This is a genomic window from Thermus igniterrae ATCC 700962, assembly GCF_000376265.1.
Lineage (GTDB): Bacteria > Deinococcota > Deinococci > Deinococcales > Thermaceae > Thermus > Thermus igniterrae.
Window position 1 is genome coordinate 39847 of record NZ_AQWU01000064.1, and the last position, 23277, is coordinate 63123.

At 68.6% G+C, this 23277-nt stretch carries 22 protein-coding genes and 3 pseudogenes; 9 read left to right on the forward strand and 16 right to left on the reverse strand.

Annotated features, from left to right (window positions below):
• Window positions 1-3: 3 nt before the first annotated feature.
• The 14 genes and pseudogenes from B128_RS0107230 to B128_RS0107285 all read right to left on the reverse strand — a co-directional run bounded on the left by B128_RS0107230 (window position 4) and on the right by B128_RS0107285 (window position 10872).
• Entirely contained in the window at window positions 4-432 is a 429-nt protein-coding gene (locus tag B128_RS0107230) for a cobalamin B12-binding domain-containing protein (protein ID WP_018111617.1), read from the reverse strand.
• Between the two features lie 9 nt (window positions 433-441).
• On the reverse strand, window positions 442-2097 hold the full coding sequence (locus tag B128_RS0107235) for an acyl-CoA mutase large subunit family protein (protein WP_018111618.1): 1656 nt from the start codon (window positions 2095-2097) through the stop codon (window positions 442-444).
• A 94-nt stretch (window positions 2098-2191) separates the two neighbouring features.
• Window positions 2192-3067, reverse strand: a complete 876-nt coding sequence (locus B128_RS0107240) for a cation diffusion facilitator family transporter (RefSeq protein ID WP_018111619.1) — start codon at window positions 3065-3067, stop codon at window positions 2192-2194.
• Window positions 3068-4543 (reverse strand): lysine--tRNA ligase, encoded by a 1476-nt coding sequence (gene lysS, locus B128_RS0107245; RefSeq protein WP_018111620.1) that lies wholly within the window; start codon window positions 4541-4543, stop codon window positions 3068-3070.
• Window positions 4544-4560: 17 nt separating this feature from the next.
• Complete coding sequence (locus B128_RS0107250) at window positions 4561-5031, reverse strand: GreA/GreB family elongation factor (protein WP_018111621.1); 471 nt, start codon at window positions 5029-5031, stop codon at window positions 4561-4563.
• Window positions 5032-5094: 63 nt separating this feature from the next.
• Window positions 5095-5457 (reverse strand): hypothetical protein, encoded by a 363-nt coding sequence (locus tag B128_RS0107255; RefSeq protein ID WP_018111622.1) that lies wholly within the window; start codon window positions 5455-5457, stop codon window positions 5095-5097.
• Between the two features lie 4 nt (window positions 5458-5461).
• Entirely contained in the window at window positions 5462-5860 is a 399-nt protein-coding gene (locus tag B128_RS0107260) for a diacylglycerol kinase (protein ID WP_026175104.1), read from the reverse strand.
• A complete protein-coding gene (gene ybeY / locus B128_RS0107265; protein ID WP_018111624.1) occupies window positions 5815-6231 on the reverse strand; it encodes an rRNA maturation RNase YbeY in 417 nt (138 codons plus the stop codon). The genes B128_RS0107260 and ybeY overlap by 46 nt, the downstream gene beginning before the upstream one ends.
• A pseudogene (locus tag B128_RS13195) lies at window positions 6215-6511 on the reverse strand (PhoH family protein); the annotation flags it as partial. The pseudogene B128_RS13195 and the gene ybeY, both read right to left, overlap by 17 nt.
• Window positions 6512-6805: 294 nt before the next feature.
• Window positions 6806-7576 (reverse strand): annotated as a pseudogene (locus B128_RS13440) (LAGLIDADG family homing endonuclease); the annotation flags it as partial.
• Window positions 7565-8260: pseudogene (locus B128_RS13445) on the reverse strand (PhoH family protein); the annotation flags it as partial. The pseudogenes B128_RS13445 and B128_RS13440, both read right to left, overlap by 12 nt.
• Complete coding sequence (locus B128_RS0107275; protein WP_018111626.1) at window positions 8224-8628, reverse strand: hypothetical protein; 405 nt, start codon at window positions 8626-8628, stop codon at window positions 8224-8226. The gene B128_RS0107275 and the pseudogene B128_RS13445, both read right to left, overlap by 37 nt.
• Window positions 8625-9602 (reverse strand): flotillin-like protein FloA, encoded by a 978-nt coding sequence (gene floA, locus B128_RS0107280; RefSeq protein ID WP_018111627.1) that lies wholly within the window; start codon window positions 9600-9602, stop codon window positions 8625-8627. The genes B128_RS0107275 and floA overlap by 4 nt, the downstream gene beginning before the upstream one ends.
• Window position 9603: 1 nt before the next feature.
• A complete protein-coding gene (locus B128_RS0107285) occupies window positions 9604-10872 on the reverse strand; it encodes an NfeD family protein (protein ID WP_156822403.1) in 1269 nt (422 codons plus the stop codon).
• A 53-nt stretch (window positions 10873-10925) separates the two neighbouring features.
• Between B128_RS0107285 and aroE the strand changes: the two genes are divergently transcribed.
• The 8 genes from aroE to rnr are packed head-to-tail and all read left to right on the forward strand — an operon-like array spanning window position 10926 to window position 20303.
• A complete protein-coding gene (aroE, locus tag B128_RS0107290) occupies window positions 10926-11720 on the forward strand; it encodes a shikimate dehydrogenase (RefSeq protein WP_018111629.1) in 795 nt (264 codons plus the stop codon).
• A complete protein-coding gene (locus B128_RS0107295; RefSeq protein WP_018111630.1) occupies window positions 11721-12296 on the forward strand; it encodes an IMPACT family protein in 576 nt (191 codons plus the stop codon).
• 16 nt (window positions 12297-12312) lie between these two features.
• Complete coding sequence (gene polA / locus B128_RS0107300) at window positions 12313-14802, forward strand: DNA polymerase I (protein ID WP_018111631.1); 2490 nt, start codon at window positions 12313-12315, stop codon at window positions 14800-14802.
• 30 nt (window positions 14803-14832) lie between these two features.
• Window positions 14833-16134 carry a phosphoglucosamine mutase gene (gene glmM, locus B128_RS0107310; RefSeq protein ID WP_018111632.1) on the forward strand — a complete coding sequence of 434 codons (1302 nt, stop codon included), beginning with the start codon at window positions 14833-14835 and terminating at the stop codon, window positions 16132-16134.
• Between the two features lie 10 nt (window positions 16135-16144).
• Entirely contained in the window at window positions 16145-16423 is a 279-nt protein-coding gene (gene rbfA, locus B128_RS0107315) for a 30S ribosome-binding factor RbfA (protein ID WP_018111633.1), read from the forward strand.
• Window positions 16411-16809, forward strand: coding sequence for an acyl-CoA thioesterase (locus B128_RS0107320; RefSeq protein WP_018111634.1), 399 nt, complete (start codon window positions 16411-16413; stop codon window positions 16807-16809). Before rbfA ends, B128_RS0107320 begins: the two co-directional genes overlap by 13 nt.
• A gap of 10 nt (window positions 16810-16819) precedes the next feature.
• The gene (locus B128_RS0107325) at window positions 16820-18064 is read left to right on the forward strand and encodes an aspartate aminotransferase family protein (protein WP_018111635.1); all 1245 of its coding nucleotides are present in this window, start codon (window positions 16820-16822) and stop codon (window positions 18062-18064) included.
• A gap of 1 nt (window position 18065) precedes the next feature.
• The gene (gene rnr, locus B128_RS0107330; protein WP_018111636.1) at window positions 18066-20303 is read left to right on the forward strand and encodes a ribonuclease R; all 2238 of its coding nucleotides are present in this window, start codon (window positions 18066-18068) and stop codon (window positions 20301-20303) included.
• Here the strand turns inward: rnr and amrB are convergent.
• Window positions 20300-21412, reverse strand: a complete 1113-nt coding sequence (gene amrB / locus B128_RS0107335; protein WP_018111637.1) for an AmmeMemoRadiSam system protein B — start codon at window positions 21410-21412, stop codon at window positions 20300-20302. The genes rnr and amrB overlap by 4 nt on opposite strands.
• A complete protein-coding gene (locus B128_RS0107340) occupies window positions 21387-22685 on the reverse strand; it encodes an HDIG domain-containing metalloprotein (RefSeq protein WP_018111638.1) in 1299 nt (432 codons plus the stop codon). The genes amrB and B128_RS0107340 overlap by 26 nt, the downstream gene beginning before the upstream one ends.
• Here B128_RS0107340 and coaE point away from each other — a divergent pair.
• Window positions 22665-23273, forward strand: coding sequence for a dephospho-CoA kinase (coaE, locus tag B128_RS0107345; RefSeq protein ID WP_018111639.1), 609 nt, complete (start codon window positions 22665-22667; stop codon window positions 23271-23273). The genes B128_RS0107340 and coaE overlap by 21 nt on opposite strands.
• The last annotated feature ends 4 nt before the right edge of the window (window positions 23274-23277 follow it).

Here is a 23277-nt window from a genome sequence, read left to right on the forward strand (position 1 = left end):
GCTTCAGGCCAGCCCCTGGGCGCGCCAGCGCTCCGGCACCGCCCGCCGCAGGAAGTCCACGATCTCCTGGGTGCTGGTGCCTGGTCCAAAGACCGCTGCCACCCCCAGTTCTTTGAGCCGGGGCACGTCCTCGTCGGGGATGATGCCCCCGCCGAAGAGGAGGATGTCCTCCGCCCCTTGGGCCTCGAGGAGCCGCTTCACCTCGCGGAAGTAGTGCATGTGGGCCCCGGAGAGGATGGAAAGCCCGATGGCGTCCACATCCTCCTGGATGGCCGCGGACACGATCATCTCGGGGGTCTGGCGTAGCCCGGTGTAAATCACCTCCATCCCCGCATCCCGCAGGGCCCGGGCCACCACCTTGGCCCCCCGGTCGTGCCCGTCCAGGCCCGGCTTGGCGATCAGCACCCGTATGCGCCTGTCCATGTGGGGCATTCTACCCTCCTACACGTAAGCGGGCTCCTGGTAGGTGCCGTAGACCTCCCGCAGCACGTCCATCATCTCCCCCAGGGTGCAGTAGGCCAGGGCGCACTCCACGAAGTGGGGCATGGTGTTCTGCCCCTCCACCGCCGCTTGGCGAAGGCCGGCCAGGGCCTCCTCCACCCGCTTGGGGTCCCGCTCCCGCCGCACCCGGGCCAGGCGCTCCGCCTGGACCCGCTCCACCTCGGGGTCCACCAGCTGGATGGGCACCTTGAGGGGGATCTCGTCGGTGAAGGCGTTCACCCCCACGATGATGCGCTCCTTGCGTTCCACCTCCTGCTGGTAGCGGTAGCTGGCCTCGGCCAGCTCCCGCAGGAAGTACCCCTCCTCAATGGCCCGCACCACCCCGCCCATGCGGCGGATCTCCTCAATGATGGCCATGGCCTGGCGTTCCATCTCGTCGGTGAGCCACTCCACGTAGTAACTGCCCGCCAGGGGGTCAATGGTGTGGGTGACGCCGGTCTCGTAGGCGATGATCTGCTGGGTGCGCAGGGCGATGGTGGCCGACTCCTCCGTGGGCAGGGCCAGGGCCTCGTCGTAGGCATCGGTGTGCAGGCTGTTGGTGCCTCCCAGGACGGCGGCCAGGGCCTGGATGGCCACCCGGGCGATGTTGTTGAGGGGTTGCTGGGCGGTGAGGGAGACCCCGGCGGTCTGGGCGTGGGTGCGGAGCATCCAGCTCTGGGGGTTCTTGGCCCCGTAGCGGTGGCGCATCTCCTTGGCCCAGATGCGCCGGGCCGCGCGGAACTTGGCGATTTCCTCAAAGAAGTCGTTGTGCACGTCAAAGAAGAAGCTGATGCGGGGGGCGAACTCGTCTATGTCCAGGCCCCGCTTGAGGGCGGCCTCCACGTACTCAAACCCGTCCGCCAGGGTCCAGGCCAGCTCCTGCACCGCGGTGGAGCCCGCCTCGCGGATGTGGTAGCCGGAGACGGAGATGAAGTTCCACTTGGGCACGTTCCTGGGCCCCCACTCAAAGGTGTCGATGACCAGCTTCACGCTGGGCTCAGGGGGGAAGATGAACTCCTTCTGGGCGATGAACTCCTTGAGGATGTCGTTCTGGATGGTTCCACCCAGCTTCTTCCAGTCGTAGCCCCGCTTCTTGGCTACCGCCAGGTACATGGCCCAGATGGCGTTGGCCGGGCTGTTGATGGTCATGGAGGTGGTGACCTCTTCCAGGTTGATGCCGTCGAAGAGGACCTCCATGTCCGCCAGGCTGCTTACGGCCACCCCGCACTTTCCCACTTCTCCCTTGGAAAGGGGGTGGTCGGAGTCGTAGCCCATGAGGGTGGGGAGGTCAAAGGCCACGGAGAGCCCGGTCTGACCCGCTTTGAGGAGCTTCTTGAAGCGCTCGTTGGTCTGCTCGGCGGTGCCGAAGCCAGCGAACATGCGCATGGTCCAGAGCTTGGACCGGTACATGGAGCCGTAAACCCCCCGGGTGTAGGGGTACTCCCCGGGGTAGCCCCGCTTCTCCTCGTACTCCGGGTCCAGGACCCCGATATCCTCCGGGGTATAGAGGGGTTCGGGGGCGATGTCCGAAAGGGTACGGTGGGCAATGGGCCTTTCGGGCATCTTCTCCAGGCTCTTCTGGTAGGTCTCCCTGAGCCAGTCGTGCTTCTTGCGCATGGGCCCTCCCTTTGGCTACAGTTTACGCTTTTATGCGCTTTGGGAAAAGAGCGTCATGCACCCCCGCCAGGCGGGGGTGCAGGCACAGGGGGGGCTAGGCCCCCAGCTCCTTGCGTTCCCTCTCGGGTTCCACGTGGATGGTGACCACCAGGCCGGGGAACTCCTTTTCCAGGGCCCGCTCCAGCTCGTCGCAAAGCTGGTGAGCCTCCTCCACCGTGGTCCTTCCCGGCACCACCAGGTGGAACTCCAAGAAGGCCCGGGGGCCGGCCCGGCGGGTCTTGAGGTCGTGGACCTCCAGGGCCCTTCCCGCAAGGCGGCTGGTGATGACCGCCTGGATGCGGGCCACCTCCTCAGGGGAAAGCCCTTCATCCATGAGCCCCCCCACGGAGTGGCGTACCAGGCGGAAGCCCATGAGGAGGATGTTGCCCGCCACCAGGAGGGCCAAAAGGGGGTCCAGCACCCAAAGTCCTGTGAGCCAGGCGAGGCCTATCCCCAGGAGGACCCCCATGGAGGTGAGTACGTCGGAGAGCACGTGGTAGCCGTCGGCGGTGAGGGCGGGGGAGCGCAGGCGCCGTCCCTGCCGGATCAGGTGGTAGGCCAGGAGGCCATTCAGGCCGGAGGCCAGAAGGCTCACGGAAAGCCCGGGGCCCAGGCCTTCCAGGGGGGTGGGCTGGAGGAGGCGGGGAAGGGCCTCTTTGGCGATGAGGAGGGCCGCCAGCACCACCAAGACCCCCTCCAGCACCGCGGAGAAGTACTCCGCCTTGGTGTGGCCGAAGGGGTGGGTGGCGTCGGGGGGGCGCTGGGCGAAGCGGATGGCGAAGAGGGCCATGAGGGCCGCGGCCACGTTCACCGTGGACTCCAGGGCATCGGAAAGCAGGGCCACCGAGCCCGTGAGGAGGTAGGCCAGGACCTTAAGCCCCAGGACCAGGAGGGCCACCAGGAAGCTGAGCCGGGCTGCTTGTTCTGCCACCTAAACCTCTTCCTCCGCTAGCTCCCGTTTGGGCTTCAGGAGCGGGAAGAGGAGCACATCCCGCAGGGAGGGCTGGTCGGTGAGGATCATGGCCAGGCGGTCCAGGCCCAGGCCCAGGCCGGCCGCGGGAGGCATGCCGTACTCCAGGGCCAGCAGGAAGTCCTCGTCGGGCTCCGGGGCTTCCTCGTCTCCCTCCTTACGCCTTCTGGCCTGTTCCAGGAAGCGCTCCCGCTGGTCCAGGGGGTCGTTGAGCTCGGAGTAGGCGGGGGCGAGTTCCATGCCGCCCGCGTACAGGTCCCAGCGCTCCGTGAGCCCAGGCTTCTCCCGGTGGCGCTTGGCCAGGGGGCTGATGGCCAGGGGGAAGTCAAAGACGAAGGTGGGGTCCTGAAGCTCAGGCTCCACGTAGATGCCAAAGAGCTTGTCCAGGAGCTTGTAGCTGGGTACCCCGGAAAGCTCGGGGTGGTGGGCGTCCGCCCAGATGCGAAGCCTTTCCAAGTCCAGGGGGTCAAAGGGCAGGCCCGCCTTCTCCTTTAGGGCCTCCACGAAGGAGATGCGCTTAAAAGGAGGGGCGAAGTTCAGGGTCCTTCCCTGGTAGGGCACCTGGTAGGAGCCGAAGAGGTGGTGGACCAACCCCGAGAGGAGCTCTTCCACCAGCTGGGCCATGTCCTGGTAGTCCGCGTAGGCCCAGTAGGCCTCCAGCATGGTGAACTCGGGGTTGTGGTTGTGGTCTATCCCCTCGTTGCGGAAGTTGCGCCCAATCTCAAAGACCTTCTCAAAGCCGCCCACCAGGAGCCGCTTCAGGTAGAGCTCCAGGGAGATGCGCAGGAAGAACTCGTGGTCCAGGGCCTTGTGGTAGGTCTTGAAGGGCCTGGCCTCTGCGCCCCCCGTGGTGGCCTGGAGGATGGGGGTCTCCACTTCCAAAAACCCCTTTTCCTCAAAGAAGCGGCGGATGTAGCGCACCATGGCGCTGCGCCGCCGGAAGACCTCCCGCACCTCGGGGTTGACGATCAGGTCCAGGTAGCGCTGGCGGTAGCGTACCTCCTTTTCCCGCAGGCCATGCCACTTGTCGGGCAGGGGGTGGAGGCTTTTCACCAGGGGGGTCCAGGAGAGGACCTTTACCGTGACCTCCCCGGTCTTGGTGGTGAAGAGGGTGCCCTCCACCCCCAGGATGTCCCCCACGTCCAGCTTCTTCAGGAGCTCGTACTGGGGGGTGAGGTCCCGCTGGAAGTAGACCTGGATCCGGCCGCTTTCGTCCAGGAGGTGGGCGAAGGTGACCTTGCCCATGCGCCTTATGGCCACCACCCGTCCGGCCACTCCCACCCTTTCGGGCCACTCGGTCTCCGGGGGGGCTCCCACCTTATCCTTTAAGAGGTCGGCCGCGTTTGCCGTCTTGGGGAAGCGGTAGGGATAGGGGGCAAACCCGGCCTCCACCAGGGCTTCCAGGTTCAGCAGGCGTTGCCGTGTCTGTTCGTTCATCTTGGGACTTCCCGGGTTCAGCCGTGGACCGCCACCACCCGGAACTCCTTCTTGCCCCTGGGGGTGTCCAGGGAGAGCACGTCCCCCACCCGGTGGCCCAGGAGGGCCTTGCCCATGGGGGAGGCGTCGGAGATCTTCATGGGCACTTCCAGGACGCTGGCCTCGGCGGGGGAGACCACCTGCACCGTGAGGTGCTCCCCGGTTACGGGGTCCTCCAGCTCCACCACCGAGCCCAGCCCGATCACCTCGGTAGCGGCCTCCTCCAGGATTACCGCCCGGGAGAGGACGTCCTCCAGGCTGTCAATGCGGGCCTCAATGCGGGCCTTTTCCTGCTTGGCCGCCTCCAGCCCGGAGTCGTCGTAGTCGTCGGAGGACTCCATGAGTTCCTGCAGGATCTGGGTGGCCTGTTGCAGCCTCTCCCGCTCCTGCATGAGCTGCTGCATGAGCCGCTCGTAGCCGGCTTTGGTCAGTTTTACCTCGCGCGCCATAGCTCACCTCGTAAGTCATGGAGGCCGGCCAAAGCCGACCTCCTTGGCCCAAGGGCCCCCTTCTCAGGAGAGTATACCCCGAAGGAGGATTTCCCTCAAACGCTCGGGCTCCGCGTGGCTGGCGCAGCTTCCCGTGTCCAGGCAGAGGACCAGGTAGCGCAGGTGGGTCTCCCGCCCGCCCACGGGGTGGCGGAAGAAGCCCAGGGCGCTTCCCGAGAGGTGGCGGCGGCAGGCCTCGCACACCTGGGGGCTGCCGGTGGTCCCGGGCAGGGGCTCCAGGGTGAGGCGGAGCTCGGGGGGGCCCTTTTCCAGGATCACCACCCGGTCCAGCTCGTCCCGGTAGTAGAGGATCTCCCCGAGGGGGAGGAGGTCTGGGGGAGTGCCTGGAAAGAGCTCCAGGATCAGCTCCCGCTCTTCGTGGTCCATGCCCCTAGCTTAGCCCAAGCCGGGCCAGAAGGGGGGGGAGGAAGAGGTAGAGGCCCACCAAGAAGGCCACCAGGCTGGCCAATAGCACCGCGGCCGCCGCGGTGTCCTTGGCCCGCTTGGCCAGGGGGTGGTAGACGGGGCTGGCCAGGTCGGTGAGGGCCTCGAGGGCCGTGTTCAGGAGCTCCAGGGAGAGGACCAGGCCTAGGAGGAGGAGGACCGGGACCAGGCCCACCCCAAGCCAGAAGGCCAGGAGGAGGGCCAGGAGGCCCAGGTAGACCTCTATGCGGAAGTTGCGCTGCACCTGCCAGGCATACCGCACCCCCTCCCAGGCGTAGGCGAAGGAGCGCACCACGCCCTTTACAGGGTGAGGATCCTCTCTTGGACGCGGCGGAACCCTTCCCAATCCTCCTCCTTCTGGTGGTCGTGGCCCAGGAGGTGCCAAAGGCCGTGGGCGGCCAGCACCAGCACCTCCTCCTGAAGGTCCACCCCCCGCGCTTCCGCCTGTTTCCTGGCGGTGTCCAGGCTGATCCAGATGTCCCCCAGGTGGGGGGGGATGAAGGGGTCCCCGGGCTCGTAGTGGGGGAAGGAGAGGACGTCCGTGGCCTCATCCTCTCCCCACCATTCCCGCTTCAGGGCGCGCATGCGGCGGTCTCCTGTGAGGATCACCGTCACCCCCTTGTCCCCCACCCCCAGCTCCGCCATAAGGGCCCCCAGGGCCCGGCGTAGCCGGGGCACCAGACCCCTGGGGGGGCGCTTGTTAACCGCGATCGCCACCGCGCTCGGCTTCCTCATAGGCCTTGATGATGCGGGCCACCAGGGGATGGCGCACCACATCGGACTCCTTGAAGTAGATGAAGGCGATCCCCTCAATCCCCTTGAGGATGCGGGTGGCCTCAATGAGGCCTGATTTCTGGTGCTTGGGCAGGTCAATCTGGGTCACGTCCCCGGTGATGACCATCTTGGAGGAGAAGCCCATGCGGGTGAGGAACATCTTCATCTGCTCCGGGGTGGTGTTCTGGGCCTCGTCCAGGATGATGAAGGCATCGTTGAGGGTGTTGTGGGTGAGGATGAAGTCCTCTGTCACGTAGAGGCCATCGGGGCTAGCCACCGTGATGCACACCGCTTCCGCTTCCCCGGTGGGCTCAACGGCCTCCACGAAACGCATGGGATGTATTCCCCCGGCTTGGGCGTAGATCGCCGCCTTCCGTGCCAAGCGGAAGGGGGAAAGGCCTGGGGGCAGGCGGATGTCCAGGACGTGGCTTTCGGCCGGGTGGAGCGCAGTCTGTCCCCGGGCCACGCCTGGGTGCAGGCGGTGTTGCGGCCGCACCCGGTGGTGCACCACGCCGCCCAGGGAACGGACCAGGAAGGCCACGTCCTGGGCTAGGCGGGGGGAGGAGGTGGAGAACTGGACCCGCGCCCTCCGCCCCGGCTGGACGTGAACGCTGCCGTCCGCGTCCAGAAGCCCTTGGAGCACGGCCAACCGCACCTCCCATGCGTTCCAGAGGTAGGCTTCCGGCACGAAGCGCTCCCTGGAGCGTGTTCCCCAGAGGCCTAAGGCCCGGAGGGCGGTACTTACCGGATTGCGGTTTTCCCCTCCCTTCAGGGTCAAGGTGGGGTCCGCGCCCCCCTTGGGGACCACCTTCACCCCCTGAAGCCGGGCGGCGAGGGCTTCTTTCAGCTCGGGGTCGCCGGTGCAGAGGGTCGGCGTGGTGCCATCCGTAAGGCACCCATCCCCCAGGAGGAGTCCCAAAGCGTAGGGGTCCAAGGGGACGGGGCGCCGCGGGAACTCCACGGGGGCCTGGAGCAGGGGGATTTCGTAGCGGTGCTGGTGGAGGTTATCCCGCATCTCCTCGGTGGTGACCAGGCGAGGAGGGCGCTTTCGCCTCCGGTCCCAGGGGGTGAGGACGGCCCAAAGGTGGTCGGCCGTGGCCCTCGTCTCCACGCCATCGCTAAAGCGGACCCGGTAGATGGGCTTGACCCCTTGGGGGTGGACGGCCACCACCATCACCGGTACGCCATAGGCGCCCACCACCCAGTCCCCCGGCTTAAGCCTCCCCATGGGGCGGAAGCCTTCGGGGGTGAGCACCGGCGTGTCCACGGGCTGGGCCCTGCCCCGCATGAAGGCCAAAGGCGCCACCTCAATGATTCCCGACTGCAGGTACTGCTCAAAGCGCTCGGCGTCAATCATGTCAAAGAGGGCATCGTAGAGGGGGCGCAGGTAGGGGTCCACCTTGGCCTGGATGTCCCCCGGCAAAAAGCCCAGCTTTTCTCCAGCCTCCACCGCCGGCCGCGTGAGGACGATGCGCTTCACCCGGCGGGCCCGCAGGTGGCTCACGGCCATGGCCACCGCCAGGTAGGTCTTGCCCGTGCCCGCCGGTCCCACCCCGAAGGTGATGTCGTGGGTGGCGATGGCCTCCACGTAGCGCCGCTGCCCCGGGGTCTTGGGCCGCAGGCGCCCGGGCAGGGCCAGCTCCGTCTCCGGGGTGGTGGCCTGGTAGAGCCCTTCCCCCTGGAGGGCCAGGCCCACCGCCTGTTCCAGGGTGGGCTCGTCCAGCTCCGCCCCCTGCCGCAGGAGGGCCAGGAGGTCCCGCACCACCCTTTCCGCCACCCCCACGGCCTCGGGGTCTCCGGAGAGCTCCACCTGGTCCCCCCGCACCACCAGCTTGAGGCGCTCGGGGAAGGCCTCCCGCAAGAGGGCGCGGAGCTTTTTTAGGTTTTTGTCCGCCTGGCCCAAAAAGGCCAGGGTCTCCTCGGGCTTCAGGGGGATTACCAGCCTCTGGGCTTCTTCAGGATTTCGTGCCATATCACCCCTTTCAGGAGGCTTTCCCGGTCCGTAGTGATAAGCCTTTTCCTGGGTTTTTTCTGTGCAGTTTCCTCAGGGGCCGCCTCCCGGAAGCGCACCTCCAGGGGGGTGCGCTCAGGGCTTGGGGCCCTTTCCAGGCTCTCTCCTTCCCGCTGGGGTTCCCGGGAAGGTGGGGGAGGGACTGCGGGCCTAGGTCTGGGCTTGGGCTTGGCCTTGGGTTTGGGGCGGGGAAGGGGCTCGGGGGCGGGAAGCTCCTCGGGGAAGCCCGGGGGGGTGGGTGGCGCCCCCCGGCGGCCTAGTCCCTGCAGGGCGGGTAGGATGACGAAGAAGAGGAGGAAGAGGAGGCCTATGAGGTCGTCCAGGCTCATTCCTCACCCTCGGGCTTGGCGGCCCGGCTGATGGACTCCCGCATGTCGGTGTCCGCCTCAATGTTCTTCAGGCGGTAGTAGTCCATGACCCCCAGGTTCCCCTCCCGCAGGGCCTCGGCCAGGGCCAGGGGCACCTGGGCCTGGGCCTCCACCAGCTTGGCCCGCATGGCCTCCACCAGGGCCCGGTTCTCCTGCTCCGCGGCCACGGCCATGGCCCGCCGCTCCTCGGCCTTGGCCTGGGCGATCTTCTTGTCGGCCTCCGCCTGGTCTATTTGCAGCTGGGCGCCGATGTTCTTGCCCACGTCCACGTCGGCGATGTCCACGGAGAGGATCTCAAAGGCCGTGCCGGCGTCCAGGCCCTTTTCCAGCACGGTCTTGGAGATGCGGTCAGGGTTTTCCAGGACCTCCTTGTGGGAGTTAGCCGAGCCGATGGTGGTCACGATGCCCTCTCCTACCCGGGCGATGATGGTCTCCTCCCCGGCCCCGCCCACCAGCCGGTCAATGTTGGCCCGCACCGTGACCCGGGCGGTGGCCAGAAGCTGGATGCCGTCCTTGGCCACCGCGGCCACCATGGGGGTCTGGATCACCTTGGGGTTCACCGAGACCCGCACCGCCTCCAGCACGTCCCGGCCCGCCAGGTCAATGGCCGCGGCGCGGTCAAAGGTGAGCTTGATGCCCGCCTTGTCCGCGGCGATCAGGGCGTCCACCACCCGGTCCACGTTGCCCCCCGCCAGGTAGTGGGCCTCGAGGCGGTCCAGCCGCACGTCCAGCCCCGCCTTGGTGGCCTTGATCAGGGGGTAGATGATCTTGGCTGGGGGCACGCGCCTGAGGCGCATGGCCACCAGGGTGAGGAGGGGTACCCTGACCCCCGCGGCCCAGGCGGAAATCCAAAGCCCCACCGGGATGAAGCTGAAGAAGAGGAAGACGAAGATGAGCACCAAAAGGGCCAAAAAGAGCACGCCGAGTCCTTCCATATCACTCCTCCAACGCTTCTACCAAGACCGTGGGTCCCCGTATCTCCACCACCCGCACCGTGGTGCCCTTGGGGATGAAGCCGCGGTGGGCCACCACGTCCACCCGTTTACCTCCGAAGCGGGCCACGCCTCCGGGGCGGAGGTCGGTGATGGCGGTGCCCAACGAACCCACCTCCACCTCCTGGGGCCCCGCGTGCTCGGAGATGGCGCTTTCCAGCACCAGGGCCCGGGCGGGCCGGGTCCTGGGGAGGAAGCGGAACACGAAGAGGAGGCCCAGGCCCAGGGCGATCACGGCGATGGCGATCACCAAAAGGGCGTTTTCCCCAAAGGTGAAGTATACCGAGGCCAGGATGGCCCCCACCCCCAGGGCCCCGGCGATGCCGAAGCCGGGGAAGAGGAAGGCCTCGGCCAGGAGCAGGGCCACCCCCAGGAAGAAGAGGAGGAGCTCGAAGGCCCCAGAAAGCCCCGCCAACCACCCCCCGGCGAAGTAGAGGGCCAAAAAGACAAGGCCCAGGGCCCCCATCACCCCAAACCCCGGGGTGAAGAGCTCCAGGAGGAGGAGAAGAAGCCCTAAGGCCAGGAGGAGGCCGGCCACGGTGGAGCTGGTGAGGAAGCGGGCCACCTGGACCCGGGGGCCGGGCTCCAGCCGCTCGGTCTCCAGGCTGAACCCCGCCTGGCGCAGGGCCTCGGGCAGGTTGCCCGCGCGAAAGTCGGCCACCTTGAGCTCCACCGCCTTTTCCGCGGAGAGGGTAAGGGGTTCTCCCTTGGCGCTGAGGCCGGGCACCTCTATGGCGGGGTCCACCATGGCTTCGGCAAGCTCCACGGGCCGCCCCCGGGCCTCGGCCACCGCCCGGAACTTCCCCTTGAGGGCGGAGATCACCTTCTGGTCGGCGGCCTGGGGTTGTTGCAGGGGCAGGGCCACCACCGGCAGGGCGGCCCCGATCTCCGAGCCCGGCAGCATGGCGATCTGGCGGCAGGAGAGGGCGATGAGGGCCCCGGCGGAGAAGGCGTTTTGCACCACCGCCAGGGTGGGCAGGGGGGTCTGGAGGATGCGGTCGGAGATGCGGATGGCCGCGTCCACCCGCCCCCCGGGGGTGTCTATGAGGAAGACTACCCCCGCCGCCCCTTCCCGCTCGGCGCGGTCCAGGGCCTGCTCCACGAAGACCGCCAGGGCCGGGTCAATCTCTCCCTGGATGGGGATGAGGTAGGTCTTCCCCAGGGCCAGGGGGAGGAGGAACACCAGGGCAAGGAGCCTTTTCACCGTCCTCATTCTATAGGGCCCGGGCGGGCAAGTGGGGCCGGGGCCACGGTATCTTGGAAGGGATGCTGCGCCTTGCCGTTTTGGGCCATCCCGTGGCCCACTCCCTTTCCCCAGCCATGCACCGCCACGCCCTTCAGGGCCTAGGCCTTCCCGGCACTTACGAGGCCCTGGATACCCCCCTCGAGGCCCTGCCCGCCCGCCTGGCGGAGGTGCGCCGGGGCTACCGGGGGGTCAACCTGACCATCCCCCTCAAGGAGGCCGCCCTGCCCCTTCTGGACTGGGCCTCCCCCGAGGCCCGGGCCATAGGGGCGGTGAACACCGTGCTCCAGGTGGAGGGGCGCCTTTTCGGATTCAACACCGACGCCCCGGGCTTCCTGGCGGCCCTGAGGGCGGGGGGGTTTCCCCTGCAGGGCCCGGCCCTGGTCCTGGGGGCGGGAGGGGCCGGGCGGGCGGTGGCCTGGGCCCTGAAGGAGGCGGGCCTGGAGGTCTGGGTCTGGAACCGCACCCCGGAGAGGGCCGAGGCCCTGGCCCGGGAGTTCGGCCTCCGGGCCGTACCCCTGGCGTGGGCCAAGGAGGCCAGGCTCCTGGTGAACGCCACCAGCGTGGGCCTGAAGGACCCGGAGGCCACCCCTTTGCCGCCGGAGCTTTTCCCGGAGGAGGGGGCGGCGGTAGACCTGGTCTACCAGCCCCTTTGGACCCGTTTTTTGCAGGAGGCCCAGGCCAGGGGGCTTGCCGTGCAGACGGGGCTTCCCATGCTGGCCTGGCAGGGGGCCCTGGCCTTCCAGATCTGGACCGGCCTCCTGCCCGAGGCCAGGGGCATGGAGGAGGCCGCCGCGCGGGCCTTGGGGGAGGGGTAGGTGCAGACCCTGGCCGGCTTCGCCGAGCACCAGGTGATCATCCAGCGGAGCCGCTTCCTGGCCAAGGCCGCTCCCGCCGCCTCGGAGGAGGAGGCCTTGGCCTTCTTGGCCGCCCACCGGGAGCCCCAGGCCACCCACAACGCCTATGCCTACAGGATAGGCCCCCTTTACCGCTTTTCCGACGATGGGGAACCCGCGGGCACCGCGGGCAGGCCCATCCTGCACGCCATAGAGGCAGCGGGGTTGGACCGGGTGGTGGTGCTGGTGGTGCGCTACTTCGGCGGGGTCAAGCTGGGGGCTGGGGGGCTGGTGCGGGCCTACGGGGGGGTGGCGGCCGAGGCCTTGCGGCGGGCTCCCAAGGCCCCTCTGCTGGACTGGGTGGAGGTGGCCTTCCGCGTCCCCTTCCCCGAGGTGGGCCGGGTCCACGGCCTCCTGCGCGCCCGGCACCTGGAGGCGGAGGAGGCCTACCTGCCCGAGGGGGTGCGCTTTGCCCTCAGGCTTCCCCAGGGGGAGAAGGAGGCCCTGCTGAAGGCCCTTTCCGACCTTACCCGGGGGCGGCTTTGGGTGGAGGGCTGATTTAGCATGGATGGCGATGCTTCCCCTCTTTGAGCCCAAAGGCCGCGTGCTCCTGGTGGACGGCCACCACCTGGCCTACCGCACCTTCTTTGCCCTCAAGGGCCTTACCACCAGCCGCGGCGAACCCGTTCAGGCGGTCTACGGCTTCGCCAAAAGCCTCCTCAAGGCCCTGAAGGAGGACGGGGACGTGGTGGTGGTGGTCTTTGACGCCAAGGCCCCCTCCTTCCGCCACGAGGCCTACGAGGCCTACAAGGCGGGCCGGGCCCCCACCCCGGAGGACTTTCCCCGGCAGCTGGCCCTCATCAAGGAGTTGGTGGACCTCCTGGGCCTTGTGCGGCTGGAGGTGCCCGGCTTTGAGGCGGACGACGTGCTGGCCACCCTGGCCAAGCGGGCGGAAAAGGAGGGGTACGAGGTGCGCATCCTCACTGCCGACCGCGACCTCTACCAGCTCCTTTCGGAGCGCATCGCCATCCTCCACCCTGAGGGGTACCTGATCACCCCGGCGTGGCTTTACGAGAAGTACGGCCTGCGCCCGGAGCAGTGGGTGGACTACCGGGCCCTGGCGGGGGACCCCTCGGACAACATCCCCGGGGTGAAGGGCATCGGGGAGAAGACCGCCCAGAGGCTCATCCGCGAGTGGGGGAGCCTGGAAAACCTCTTCCAGCACCTGGACCAGGTGAAGCCCTCCTTGCGGGAGAAGCTCCAGGCGGGCATGGAGGCCCTGGCCCTTTCCCGGAAGCTTTCCCAGGTGCACACTGACCTGCCCCTGGAGGTGGACTTCGGGAGGCGCCGCACACCCAACCTGGAGGGTCTGCGGGCTTTTTTGGAGCGGTTGGAGTTTGGAAGCCTCCTCCACGAGTTCGGCCTCCTGGAGGGGCCGAAGGCGGCAGAGGAGGCCCCCTGGCCCCCTCCGGAAGGGGCTTTTTTGGGCTTTTCCTTTTCCCGTCCCGAGCCCATGTGGGCCGAGCTTCTGGCCCTGGCGGGGGCGTGGGAGGGGCGCCTCCATCGGGCACAAGACCCCCTTAGGGGCCTGAGGGACCTTAAGGGGGTGCGGGGAATCCTGGCCAAGGACCTGGCGGTTTTGGCCCTGCGGGAGGGCCTGGACCTCTTCCCAGAGGACGACCCCATGCTCCTGGCCTACCTTCTGGACCCCTCCAACACCACCCCTGAGGGGGTGGCCCGGCGTTACGGGGGGGAGTGGACGGAGGATGCGGGGGAGAGGGCCCTCCTGGCCGAGCGCCTCTTCCAGACCCTAAAGGAGCGCCTTAAGGGAGAAGAACGCCTGCTTTGGCTTTACGAGGAGGTGGAGAAGCCGCTTTCCCGGGTGTTGGCCCGGATGGAGGCCACGGGGGTCCGGCTGGACGTGGCCTACCTCCAGGCTCTCTCCCTGGAGGTGGAGGCGGAGGTGCGCCAGCTGGAGGAGGAGGTCTTCCGCCTGGCCGGCCACCCCTTCAACCTCAACTCCCGCGACCAGCTGGAGCGGGTGCTCTTTGACGAGCTGGGCCTGCCTGCCATCGGCAAGACGGAGAAGACGGGGAAACGCTCCACCAGCGCTGCCGTGCTGGAGGCCCTGCGAGAGGCCCACCCCATCGTGGACCGCATCCTGCAGTACCGGGAGCTCACCAAGCTCAAGAACACCTACATAGACCCCCTGCCCGCCCTGGTCCACCCCAAGACCGGCCGGCTCCACACCCGCTTCAACCAGACGGCCACCGCCACGGGCAGGCTTTCGAGCTCCGACCCTAACCTGCAGAACATCCCCGTGCGCACCCCCCTGGGCCAGCGCATCCGCCGAGCCTTCGTGGCCGAGGAGGGCTGGGTGCTGGTGGTCTTGGACTACAGCCAGATTGAGCTTCGGGTCCTGGCCCACCTCTCCGGGGACGAGAACCTGATCCGGGTCTTTCAGGAGGGGAGGGACATCCACACCCAGACCGCCAGCTGGATGTTCGGCGTTTCCCCCGAAGGGGTAGACCCTCTGATGCGCCGGGCGGCCAAGACCATCAACTTCGGGGTGCTCTACGGCATGTCCGCCCACCGCCTCTCCGGGGAGCTTTCCATCCCCTACGAGGAGGCGGTGGCCTTCATTGAGCGCTACTTCCAGAGCTACCCCAAGGTGCGGGCCTGGATTGAGGGGACCCTCGAGGAGGGCCGCCGGCGGGGGTACGTGGAGACCCTCTTCGGCCGCCGGCGCTATGTGCCCGACCTCAACGCCCGGGTGAAGAGCGTGCGCGAGGCGGCGGAGCGCATGGCCTTCAACATGCCGGTCCAGGGCACCGCCGCCGACCTCATGAAGCTGGCCATGGTGCGGCTTTTCCCCCGGCTTCAGGAGCTGGGGGCGAGGATGCTTTTGCAGGTGCACGACGAGCTGGTCCTCGAGGCCCCCAAGGACCGGGCGGAGAGGGTAGCCGCTTTGGCCAAGGAGGTCATGGAGGGGGTCTGGCCCCTGCGGGTGCCCCTGGAGGTGGAGGTGGGCCTGGGGGAGGACTGGCTCTCCGCCAAGGAGTAGGGGGGTCCTGGGCCGGGTATAGTGGGCGGGATGAGGCGCTACTTCGGCACCGACGGCGTGCGGGGGGAGGCGGGCAAGCCCCCCCTGACCCCGGAGTTCGTGTTGCGGCTGGGCCAGGCGGCGGGGGCCTACTTCGCCCGCCAGGGAGCGCGGCCGGTGGTCCTCCTGGCCAAGGACACCCGGGAGTCCTCGGACCTCCTGGAGGCGGCCCTGGCCGCGGGGCTCATGAGCCAGGGGGTCCGGGTGGAGCACCTGGGGGTGCTGCCCACCCCCGGGGTGGCTTACCTCACCCGGCGCCTTGGGGCCACCGCCGGGGCCATGATCTCCGCCAGCCACAACCCCTACCAGGACAACGGCATCAAGTTCTTTGGGCCCTCGGGGGAGAAGCTTCCCGACGAGGCCGAGGCGGAGATAGAGGCCCTTCTGGAGGAGGCCCACCCCACCCGGGCCATCGGCACCGTGGGGGACTTCCGCGAGGCGGAGCGCATGTACCTGGACTTCCTCCTGGCCCATGCCCCCGACCTTACGGGGCTCCGCCTGGGGCTGGACCTGGCCCACGGGGCCACCTACCGCCTGGGGCCCAAGCTCTTTCAGCGGGCGGGGGCGGAGGTCATGGCCTTCTTCAACACCCCCGATGGCCGCAACATCAACCGGGGATGCGGCTCCACGCATCCTGAGGCCCTGGCCCGCTTCGTGGTGGAGCTGGGGCTGGACCTGGGCCTGGCCTTTGACGGGGATGGGGACCGGGTGCAGTTCATTGACCGCAAGGGGCGGCTTTTCCACGGGGACCACATCCTCTACCTGACGGCCTTGGCCTTCGGGGAGGAGGGGGTGGTGGGCACGGTGATGAGCAACATGGGCCTCGAGGTGGCCCTACGGGAGCGGGGCCTGGCCTTCCACCGCGCCCCTGTGGGGGACCGGTACGTGCTGGAAAGGCTCAAGGAGACGGGGCTCTCCCTGGGCGGGGAGCCCTCGGGGCACGTGATCTTCCTCCGCCACCACACCACCGGAGACGGCCTCCTCACCGCCCTCCTCACCCTCAAGGCCCTGAAGGCCATGGGGGGGGACCTGGCCGACTGGTACGAGGCCCTGCCCCTGTACCCCCAGGTGCTCCTGGGGGTGAGGGTTTCGGACAAGGCCCGGGTCATGAACCACCCTCGCCTGCAGGAGGCCATCCGGGAGGCGGAAAGGACCCTGGCCGGCAGGGGCCGCCTGAACGTCCGCCCCTCGGGCACCGAGCCCCTCATCCGGGTGATGGTGGAGGCCAAGGAGGGGGCGGAGGAGATGGCCAGGGAGCTTGCCGCCCTGGTGGCCGCCTTGGACCGGGAGTAGGCTGGGTGCCGTGAGCTACGGGAAGGCCCACCTGGAGGAGAGGCTCAAGCGGGCCCTGGCGGAGGCCATCCAGAGCCTCGAGGACCCCCGGCTCTTCCTCCTCACCGTGGGGGCGGTGCGCCTTTCCCCTGACGGGCGGGTGCTTTCGGTGTACGTGGAGGCCTTTCAGGAGGAGGAGAAGGCCCTTAAGGCCTTGGCCCAGGCGGAGGGCCGGCTCATGGCCGCCCTGGCCCGCCGGGTGCGCATGCGCCACCTGCCCAGGCTGGAGTTCCTGCCATGGAGACCCTGACCCGCATCAAGGTGCGCTACGCGGAGACCGACCAGATGGGGGTGGTGCACCACTCCGTCTACGCCGTCTACCTGGAGGCGGCCCGGGTGGACTTCCTGGAAAGGGCGGGCCTACCCTACGCCCACATAGAGGCCCGGGGCATCGCTTTTCCCGTGGTGGAGCTTTCCCTGGTCTTCCGCGCCCCGGCCCGCTTCGGGGAGGAGATCGCCGTGCGCACCCGCCTGGCGGAGCTTTCCTCCCGCGCCCTCCTCTTCCGCTACCGGGTGGAGCGGGAGGGCGCCCTCCTGGCCGAGGGCTTTACCCGCCATCTCTGCCAGGTGGGGGGGCGGGCGGCGCGCATTCCGGAGGACCTCCACCGAGCCTTGAGCGTGCTACACTTAGGGTAGCATTGTGGGCATGAGCCTTGACCCCTTCGCCCTCTTTGAGCGGCACATCAACCCTGGCCTCGCTGGCCTCCTGCGCTTTACCGGCCTGGACCGAGTGGAGTCCCACGCGGAAGGCCCGTACGTCTGGGACACCACGGGCAAGCGCTACCTGGACTTTTTGGGCCTCTATGGCACCCTCAACCTGGGCCACCGCCACCCCAAGGTGGTGGAGGCGGTGAGACAGCAGCTGGAGCGCATGCCCATGTCCGTGCGGGTCCTGGTCTCCGAGCCCACGGCCAGGCTGGCGGCCAGGCTGGCGGAGATCACCCCTCCGGGGCTGGAGATGGTCTTCTTCGGCAACTCCGGGGCCGAGGCGGTGGAGGCGGCCATCAAGCTGGCCCGGGCCTACACCGGCAAGCCCGGCATCATCACCACCGAGGGGGGGTTCCACGGCAAGACCATGGGGGCGCTTTCCCTCACCCCCAGGCCCCAGTACCAGGACCCCGCCAGGCCCCTCCTCCCGGGGATCAAGGTGGTGCCCTATGGGGACCTGGAGGCCCTGGAAGCGGCCATAGACGGGGATACCGCCGCGGTGATTGTGGAGCCCATCCAGGGAGAGGGGGGCATCCGGGTGCCTCCCGAAGGGTACCTGCGGGGGGTGCGGGAGCTCACCCAAAGGCGGGGCGTGCTCATGATCGCCGACGAGGTGCAGACGGGCCTGGGGCGCACGGGCCGGCTCTTCGGGGTGGACTGGGAGGGGGTGGCTCCCGACCTCATGACCCTGGCCAAGGCCCTGGGGGGCGGGGTCATGCCCATCGGGGCCTGCGTGGGGCGGCGGGAGGTCTTTGAGGTCTTCAAGCACAACCCCCTCTACCACTCCTCCACCTTCGGCGGGAACCCCCTGGCGGCGGCGGCGGCCCTGGCGGCCATTGAGGTCACCCTGGAGGAGGACCTGCCCGGGCGGGCCCTGGAGGTGGGCGGCTACCTGATGGAGGGGCTTAAGGCCCTTAAGGACCGCTACCCCCACCTCATAGAGGACGTGCGGGGGCGGGGCCTCATGCTGGGGGTGGAGTTCGCCGACGCCGACATCGGGGCCCTGGTGGTGGCGGAGCTGGCCGAGCGGGGGGTGATCACCGCCTTCGGCCTCAACAACCCCAAGGTGGTGCGCCTCGAGCCCCCCCTCATCATCGGCGAGGAACACGTGGACGAGGCCCTTACGGCCTTCTCCCAGAGCCTGGCGGCCACGGAGAAGGCTTTGGAGGGCCTCCTGGGATAGAATGCAGGAAACTCTACTGGAGTTTTTCAAGAAAACCGGCAGGCCCCACCGCCTGGAGGAGATCCTGAGGCGGTTTGGGCTGGAGAAGCGGGAGGCCAAGGCCTACCTGCGGGCCTTGGTGCAGGAGGGCCTTCTGGAGAAAAAGGGGAGCCAGTACTTCCTCCCCAACAAGGTCCAGGGGCCCATCAGCCTGCACCGGGACGGGTATGGCTTTGTGCGCCTTGCCGAGAAGGACCTCTTCATCCCCCCAGGCCACACCGGCGGGGCCTGGCCCGAGGACCTGGTGGAGGCCCGGGTCATGCCCCCGGGACGGGACGGTAGGCCCTGGGGGGTGGTGGAGCGCATCCTGAAGCGGGCCCGGGACCGGGTGGTGGGGACTTTGGACTTCCGCCGGGGCTATGCGGTGCTGGTCCCCGACGAACCCCTCCTTCCCGAGCTTCGGCTGCTTCCCGAGGGCCTCCACGGCCTCAAGCGGGGAAGCCGCATCCTGGTGCGGGTCCACTACGCCAAGCGCCCCTACGGGGAGTTCCTGGAGTACCTGGGGGAAGGAGAGGCCCCCGAGACGGAGACCGAGGCGGTGATCGCCAAGTACGGCCTGCGGGCGGAGTTCCCCGAGGAGGTCCTCAAGGAGGCCCAGGCCATCCCCTTGGAAATCCCCGAGGCCGAGCTCAGGCGGCGGCAGGACTTCCGTGCCCTGAGGGTCTTCACCATTGACGGGGTGGACGCCAAGGACTTTGACGACGCCATCCACATTGAGCGCCTGCCCAAAGGCTACCGCCTGGGGGTGCATATCGCCGATGTCTCCCACTACGTCAAGGAGGGAAGCCTTCTGGACCAGGAGGCCTTTTTGCGGGGGACCAGCGTCTACCTACCGGGGCGGGTGCTTCCCATGCTCCCTGAAAGGCTTTCCAACGGGGTCTGTTCCTTGAAGCCGGGGGAGGACCGCCTCACCCTTTCCGTCCTCTTTGAGCTCACGGAGGACCTGGAGGTGAAGCGGGTCCGCTTCGTGGAGGGGGTCATCCGTAGCGTGGCCCGCACCACCTACACCGAGGTGGAGGCCTTCGCCGAGGGGTATGGCCTGCCCGAGGAGCACGCCTTCTTGGCGGAGGACCTGCGCCTCCTCCTGGACCTCACCGAGCGCATGCGGAAGAAACGCCTGGAAGCGGGTTCCCTGGACTTCAGCTTCCCCGAGGTGAAGGTGGAGGTGGAGGAGGGGGTGCTCCACCTGGTGCCCCAGGAGGAGCCCCGGGCCCGGAGCCTCATCGAGGAGCTCATGCTCCTGGCCAACCAGGCGGTGGCGGAGTACCTGGTGAAAAAGGGCCTTCCCGGGCTTTTCCGGGTGCACGAGGAGCCCCTGGAGGAGGCCTACCAGAAGCTCCGCCAGGCCCTGGCCCGCCTGGGCTACGCCCTTCCCGAGAAGCTTTCCCCCAAGGCCCTGCAGAGGGTCCTCCTGGAGGCCAAGGGCCGCCCCGAGGAGCCGGTGGTGGCCAACCTGGTCCTGCGCTCCTTGCGCCTGGCCCGGTACGCCGCGGAGAACCTGGGCCACTTCGGCCTGGCCATGGAGCACTACCTGCACTTCACCAGCCCCATCCGCCGCTACCCCGACCTGGTGGTCCACCGGGTGCTGAAGGCCGTTTTGCGGCGCACGCTTACGGAAAGCCGCAAGGCCCGCTGGCTCTCCGCCTTTCCCGCCATGGCCGAGCACGCCTCAGAGATGGAGCGGAAGGCGGAGGCGGCTGAGAGGGAGCTCACCAAGTACTACATGGCCCGCTGGGCCGAGCTCCACGTGGGTGAGCGCTTCCTGGGCAAGGTGACGGGGGTGGCCAGTTTTGGGGCCTTCGTCATGCTGAAAAACGGGGTGGAAGGCCTGGTGCGCCTCGAGGCCCTGGGCCCTTACACCTACAGCGAGGAGGCCATGGCCCTCCTTGGTCCCAAGGGGAAGCGCATCCGGTTGGGGGATGAGATGGAGGTGGTGATCGCCGCCGCCAACCCCCGGCTCCGCCAGGTGGACCTGGTGCCCTACGTGGAAGAAACTCCCGAAAAGCGGGGAGTGGAAAAGAAGGAGAAGGAGGAAGCCATGCGCAAAGTGGTGGGACCGCCCAAGGAGAGGCACCGTGACGACCGACCCGAGCGGGCTACGGTGCACAGCGTTTACTTCGGAGAATGGCAGCCCAAGGAGGCAAGGCCCGAGGGGCACCGCCCCGTCAAGACCCGGGCCAAGCGTCGCCGGCGGCGCTAGAGGACCAGGGTTCCCGCCCCCACCGCGCTTAAGGTGGGGGCCTCGAGGTCCAGGCGGTAGCTGAGCACCACCCCTTCCCGGCCCTCCAGCAGGGGGGCCAGGGTGGCCACCACCTCCACGGCGTCCACGCGGGTGGGGTTGGCCCCCAGGTGGGCCAAGGCGGCCTGGGGCCGCCCTTGGGCCAGCCGCTCCAGGAAGCCCTGGTCCCGCCGCCGGGCCTCCTCCGCTAGAGGCCGGGCCAGGGGCGGGTCCCCGAAGCGCGGGCCCACGTGGGAGAGGTCCACGGCTAGGACCAGAAGGCCGGGGTAGTCCCGGAGCACCATCCCCAAGGCCTGGCCCAGCTCGGGGCTCCGTTGCCCCACCAGGAGAGGGAGGACCCTGGCCCGGGGGAAGGCGCCTTTCAGGAAGAACAGGGGAAGCTCCAGGCTGTGCTCCTCCCGGAAGGCCAGGGGGGTGTTGAAGAGCTCAAAGGGGAGGAGGGCGTCCAGGGCCTGGAGGGCGGGAAGGTCGGGCTCTGCCGGGCCGAAGGGGGTGTGGAAGGGTACGGGGAGGGCCGCGGCCCTTTCCTTCAGGGGGCGGTGGGCCACCCCCACCAGGTAGACCCGCTCGGGTTCCGGAGTCTTTTCCAGGACGGCCAGGGTGGCCCCGTAGGCTTCGGGCACGCGGGAGGGCTCCAGATGGGGCATGAGGAGGACCTCGCCTCCCTTGGCCTCCCCGGGGAAGCTCCCCCGGAAGGCCTCGAGGAAGGCCCGGGCCTCCTTCTCCCCCTCGGGGTAGGAGAGGCCCGCCAGGCGCATGGGGCGCTCCCGCTTCAGCCGGGCTTCTTCCTCCCTTAGCCGGGCCTCCACCCTTTCGCTGAGGAGGAGGCCTGCCTCCTCTAGGGCCTTTGCCAGCTCCTCCAGCTCCTTCCTGGGCAAAAGCACCCCGTGGGCCTTGAAGACTTCCTCCTGCACCTCCTCCAGGGTGCGCCCCTCCAGGAGGGAGAGGAGGAAAAGCCCTCCCTCGGTGAGGACCAGGGGTTTGGGGAAGACCCCGTAGGGGTCCTGGAGGAGGAAACCCCCCTCCACTCGGGTGATCTGCGGCTCACGGAGCCGAAGCCTGCCTTCCATTCCCCCTCCAATATAGGAGAAAGGCCCGGGCTTCCTCCGGGGTCTTCACCCGGCCTTCCGCTTGGGCCTCGAGGAGGGCGGAAAGGGCCTGGCCCACCTGGGGGCCTGGCCTTAACCCCAGAAGGGCCATCACCTCCTCCCCCGAGAGGAGGGGGCGCTTGGGCAGGGGTTCGGCCAGGGCCTTCTGGGTGGCCTCCAGAAGCTTCCAGGCCTCCCCTTCTACCCCTGAGGTGGCCAGCCGGTCCGCGGCCATGAGGTAGGGGAGGGCGGGAAGGAGGTCCTGGCGCCGGAAGTAGAAGCGGCGGAGGGCCTTCTCCCCTTCCGGGGGGCGGTCCATGTGGCGGCGGATCAATTGGACTGCCTTCTCCACCGTCTCCTTGGGAAAGTGCAACCAGAGGAGGGCGGCCTTGGCCACCTCCGCCCCCACCTCCGCATGCCCCAGGAAGCGGTAGCGCCCCAACTCCGGGTCAAAGCGGCGGGTAAGGGGCTTGCCCACGTCGTGGTAGAGGGCGGCCAGGCGGGCTTCCAGGGGGGCTTGGGGCCAGAGCCACTGGAGGTGGAAGAGCACGGAAAGGGTGTGCCGCCAGGCGCAGAGGTGGTGGACCCCCCCCTGTTCCAGCCCCACCAGGGGGAGGAGCTCCGGGAGGTAGACCCCAAGGAGCCCCGCCCTTTCCAGAAGGTGAAGGCCAAAAGCGGCCCGGGGGCTGAGGAGGAGCCGGCCCAGTTCCTCCCGCACCCGCTCCCTGGCGGGCAGGGCCTCGGGGTGGGCCCGGAGGAAGGCGGCGTGGCGGGCCAGGGCCTGGCGGGTACCTTGGGGGAGGCCTAGGCCTAGGGTGGTGGCCAGGCGCACCCCCCGGAGGCTCCGCAGGGAGTCTTGGTAGAGGTTCTCCTCCGACACCAGGCTCAGCAGGCGACGCCTTAGGTCCTGCTCCACCCCCGGCAGGCCAAACACCGCCCCCTTGCGCCACACCAGGGCGTTGAGGCGGTAGTCCCGCCGCCGGAGGTCCGCCTCCAGGCTTCCCTCCAGGGGGGCAAAGTCCAGGGTGCGCCCCCCCACCACCAGGCGGTACTGGCCCCTGGCCGCGTCCAGGGGAAAGAGGGTGCCCCCAAGCCTCCCTTGGGCTTCCTCCGCTGCCCGTAAGGGGTCCTCTGCGGCGAAGTCCAGGTCCAGGGGCCTCCGCCCCAAAAGGAGGTCCCGCACCGCTCCCCCCACGGGGAAGGCCCCTTTGGGGGTATAAAAGGGGAAGTCGCGATGGGCGAGGAGGCGAAGCACCCCATCATTATCGGCATCACCGGGAACATCGGCAGCGGCAAAAGCACCGTGGCCCGCCTGTTGCGCGCCTGGGGCTACCCCGTCTTGGACCTGGACGCCCTGGCGGCCCAGGCCCGGGAAAACAAGAAGGCTGAGCTCAAGGAGCGCTTTCCCGAGGCCTTCCGGGGGGAGGAGCTGGACCGGCGGGCCCTGGGCCAGCTGGTCTTTGGCGACCCCGAGCGGCTTCGCGTCCTCGAGGCCCTGATCCACCCCGAGGTGAGGCGGCTTCTGGAGGAGGCCCTGGCCCGTCTGGAGGGCGCCCCCCTGGTCTTCCTGGAAATCCCCCTCCTCTTTGAGAAAGGGTGGGAGGGCCGTCTGGACGCCACCTTGCTGGTGGCGGCCCCCCTGGAGGTGCGGCTTGAGCGGGTGCGGGCCCGTTCGGGGCTGAGCCCGGAGGAGGTCCTGGCCCGGGAACGGGCCCAGATGCCCGAGGAGGAGAAGCGCCGGCGGGCCACCTGGACCCTGGAGAATCGGGGGAGCCTGGAGGAGCTGGAGGCGGCCCTGCGGGGGGTGCTGGACCAGATCCGCTCCCGCTTTGGGCTATCCTGAGGCC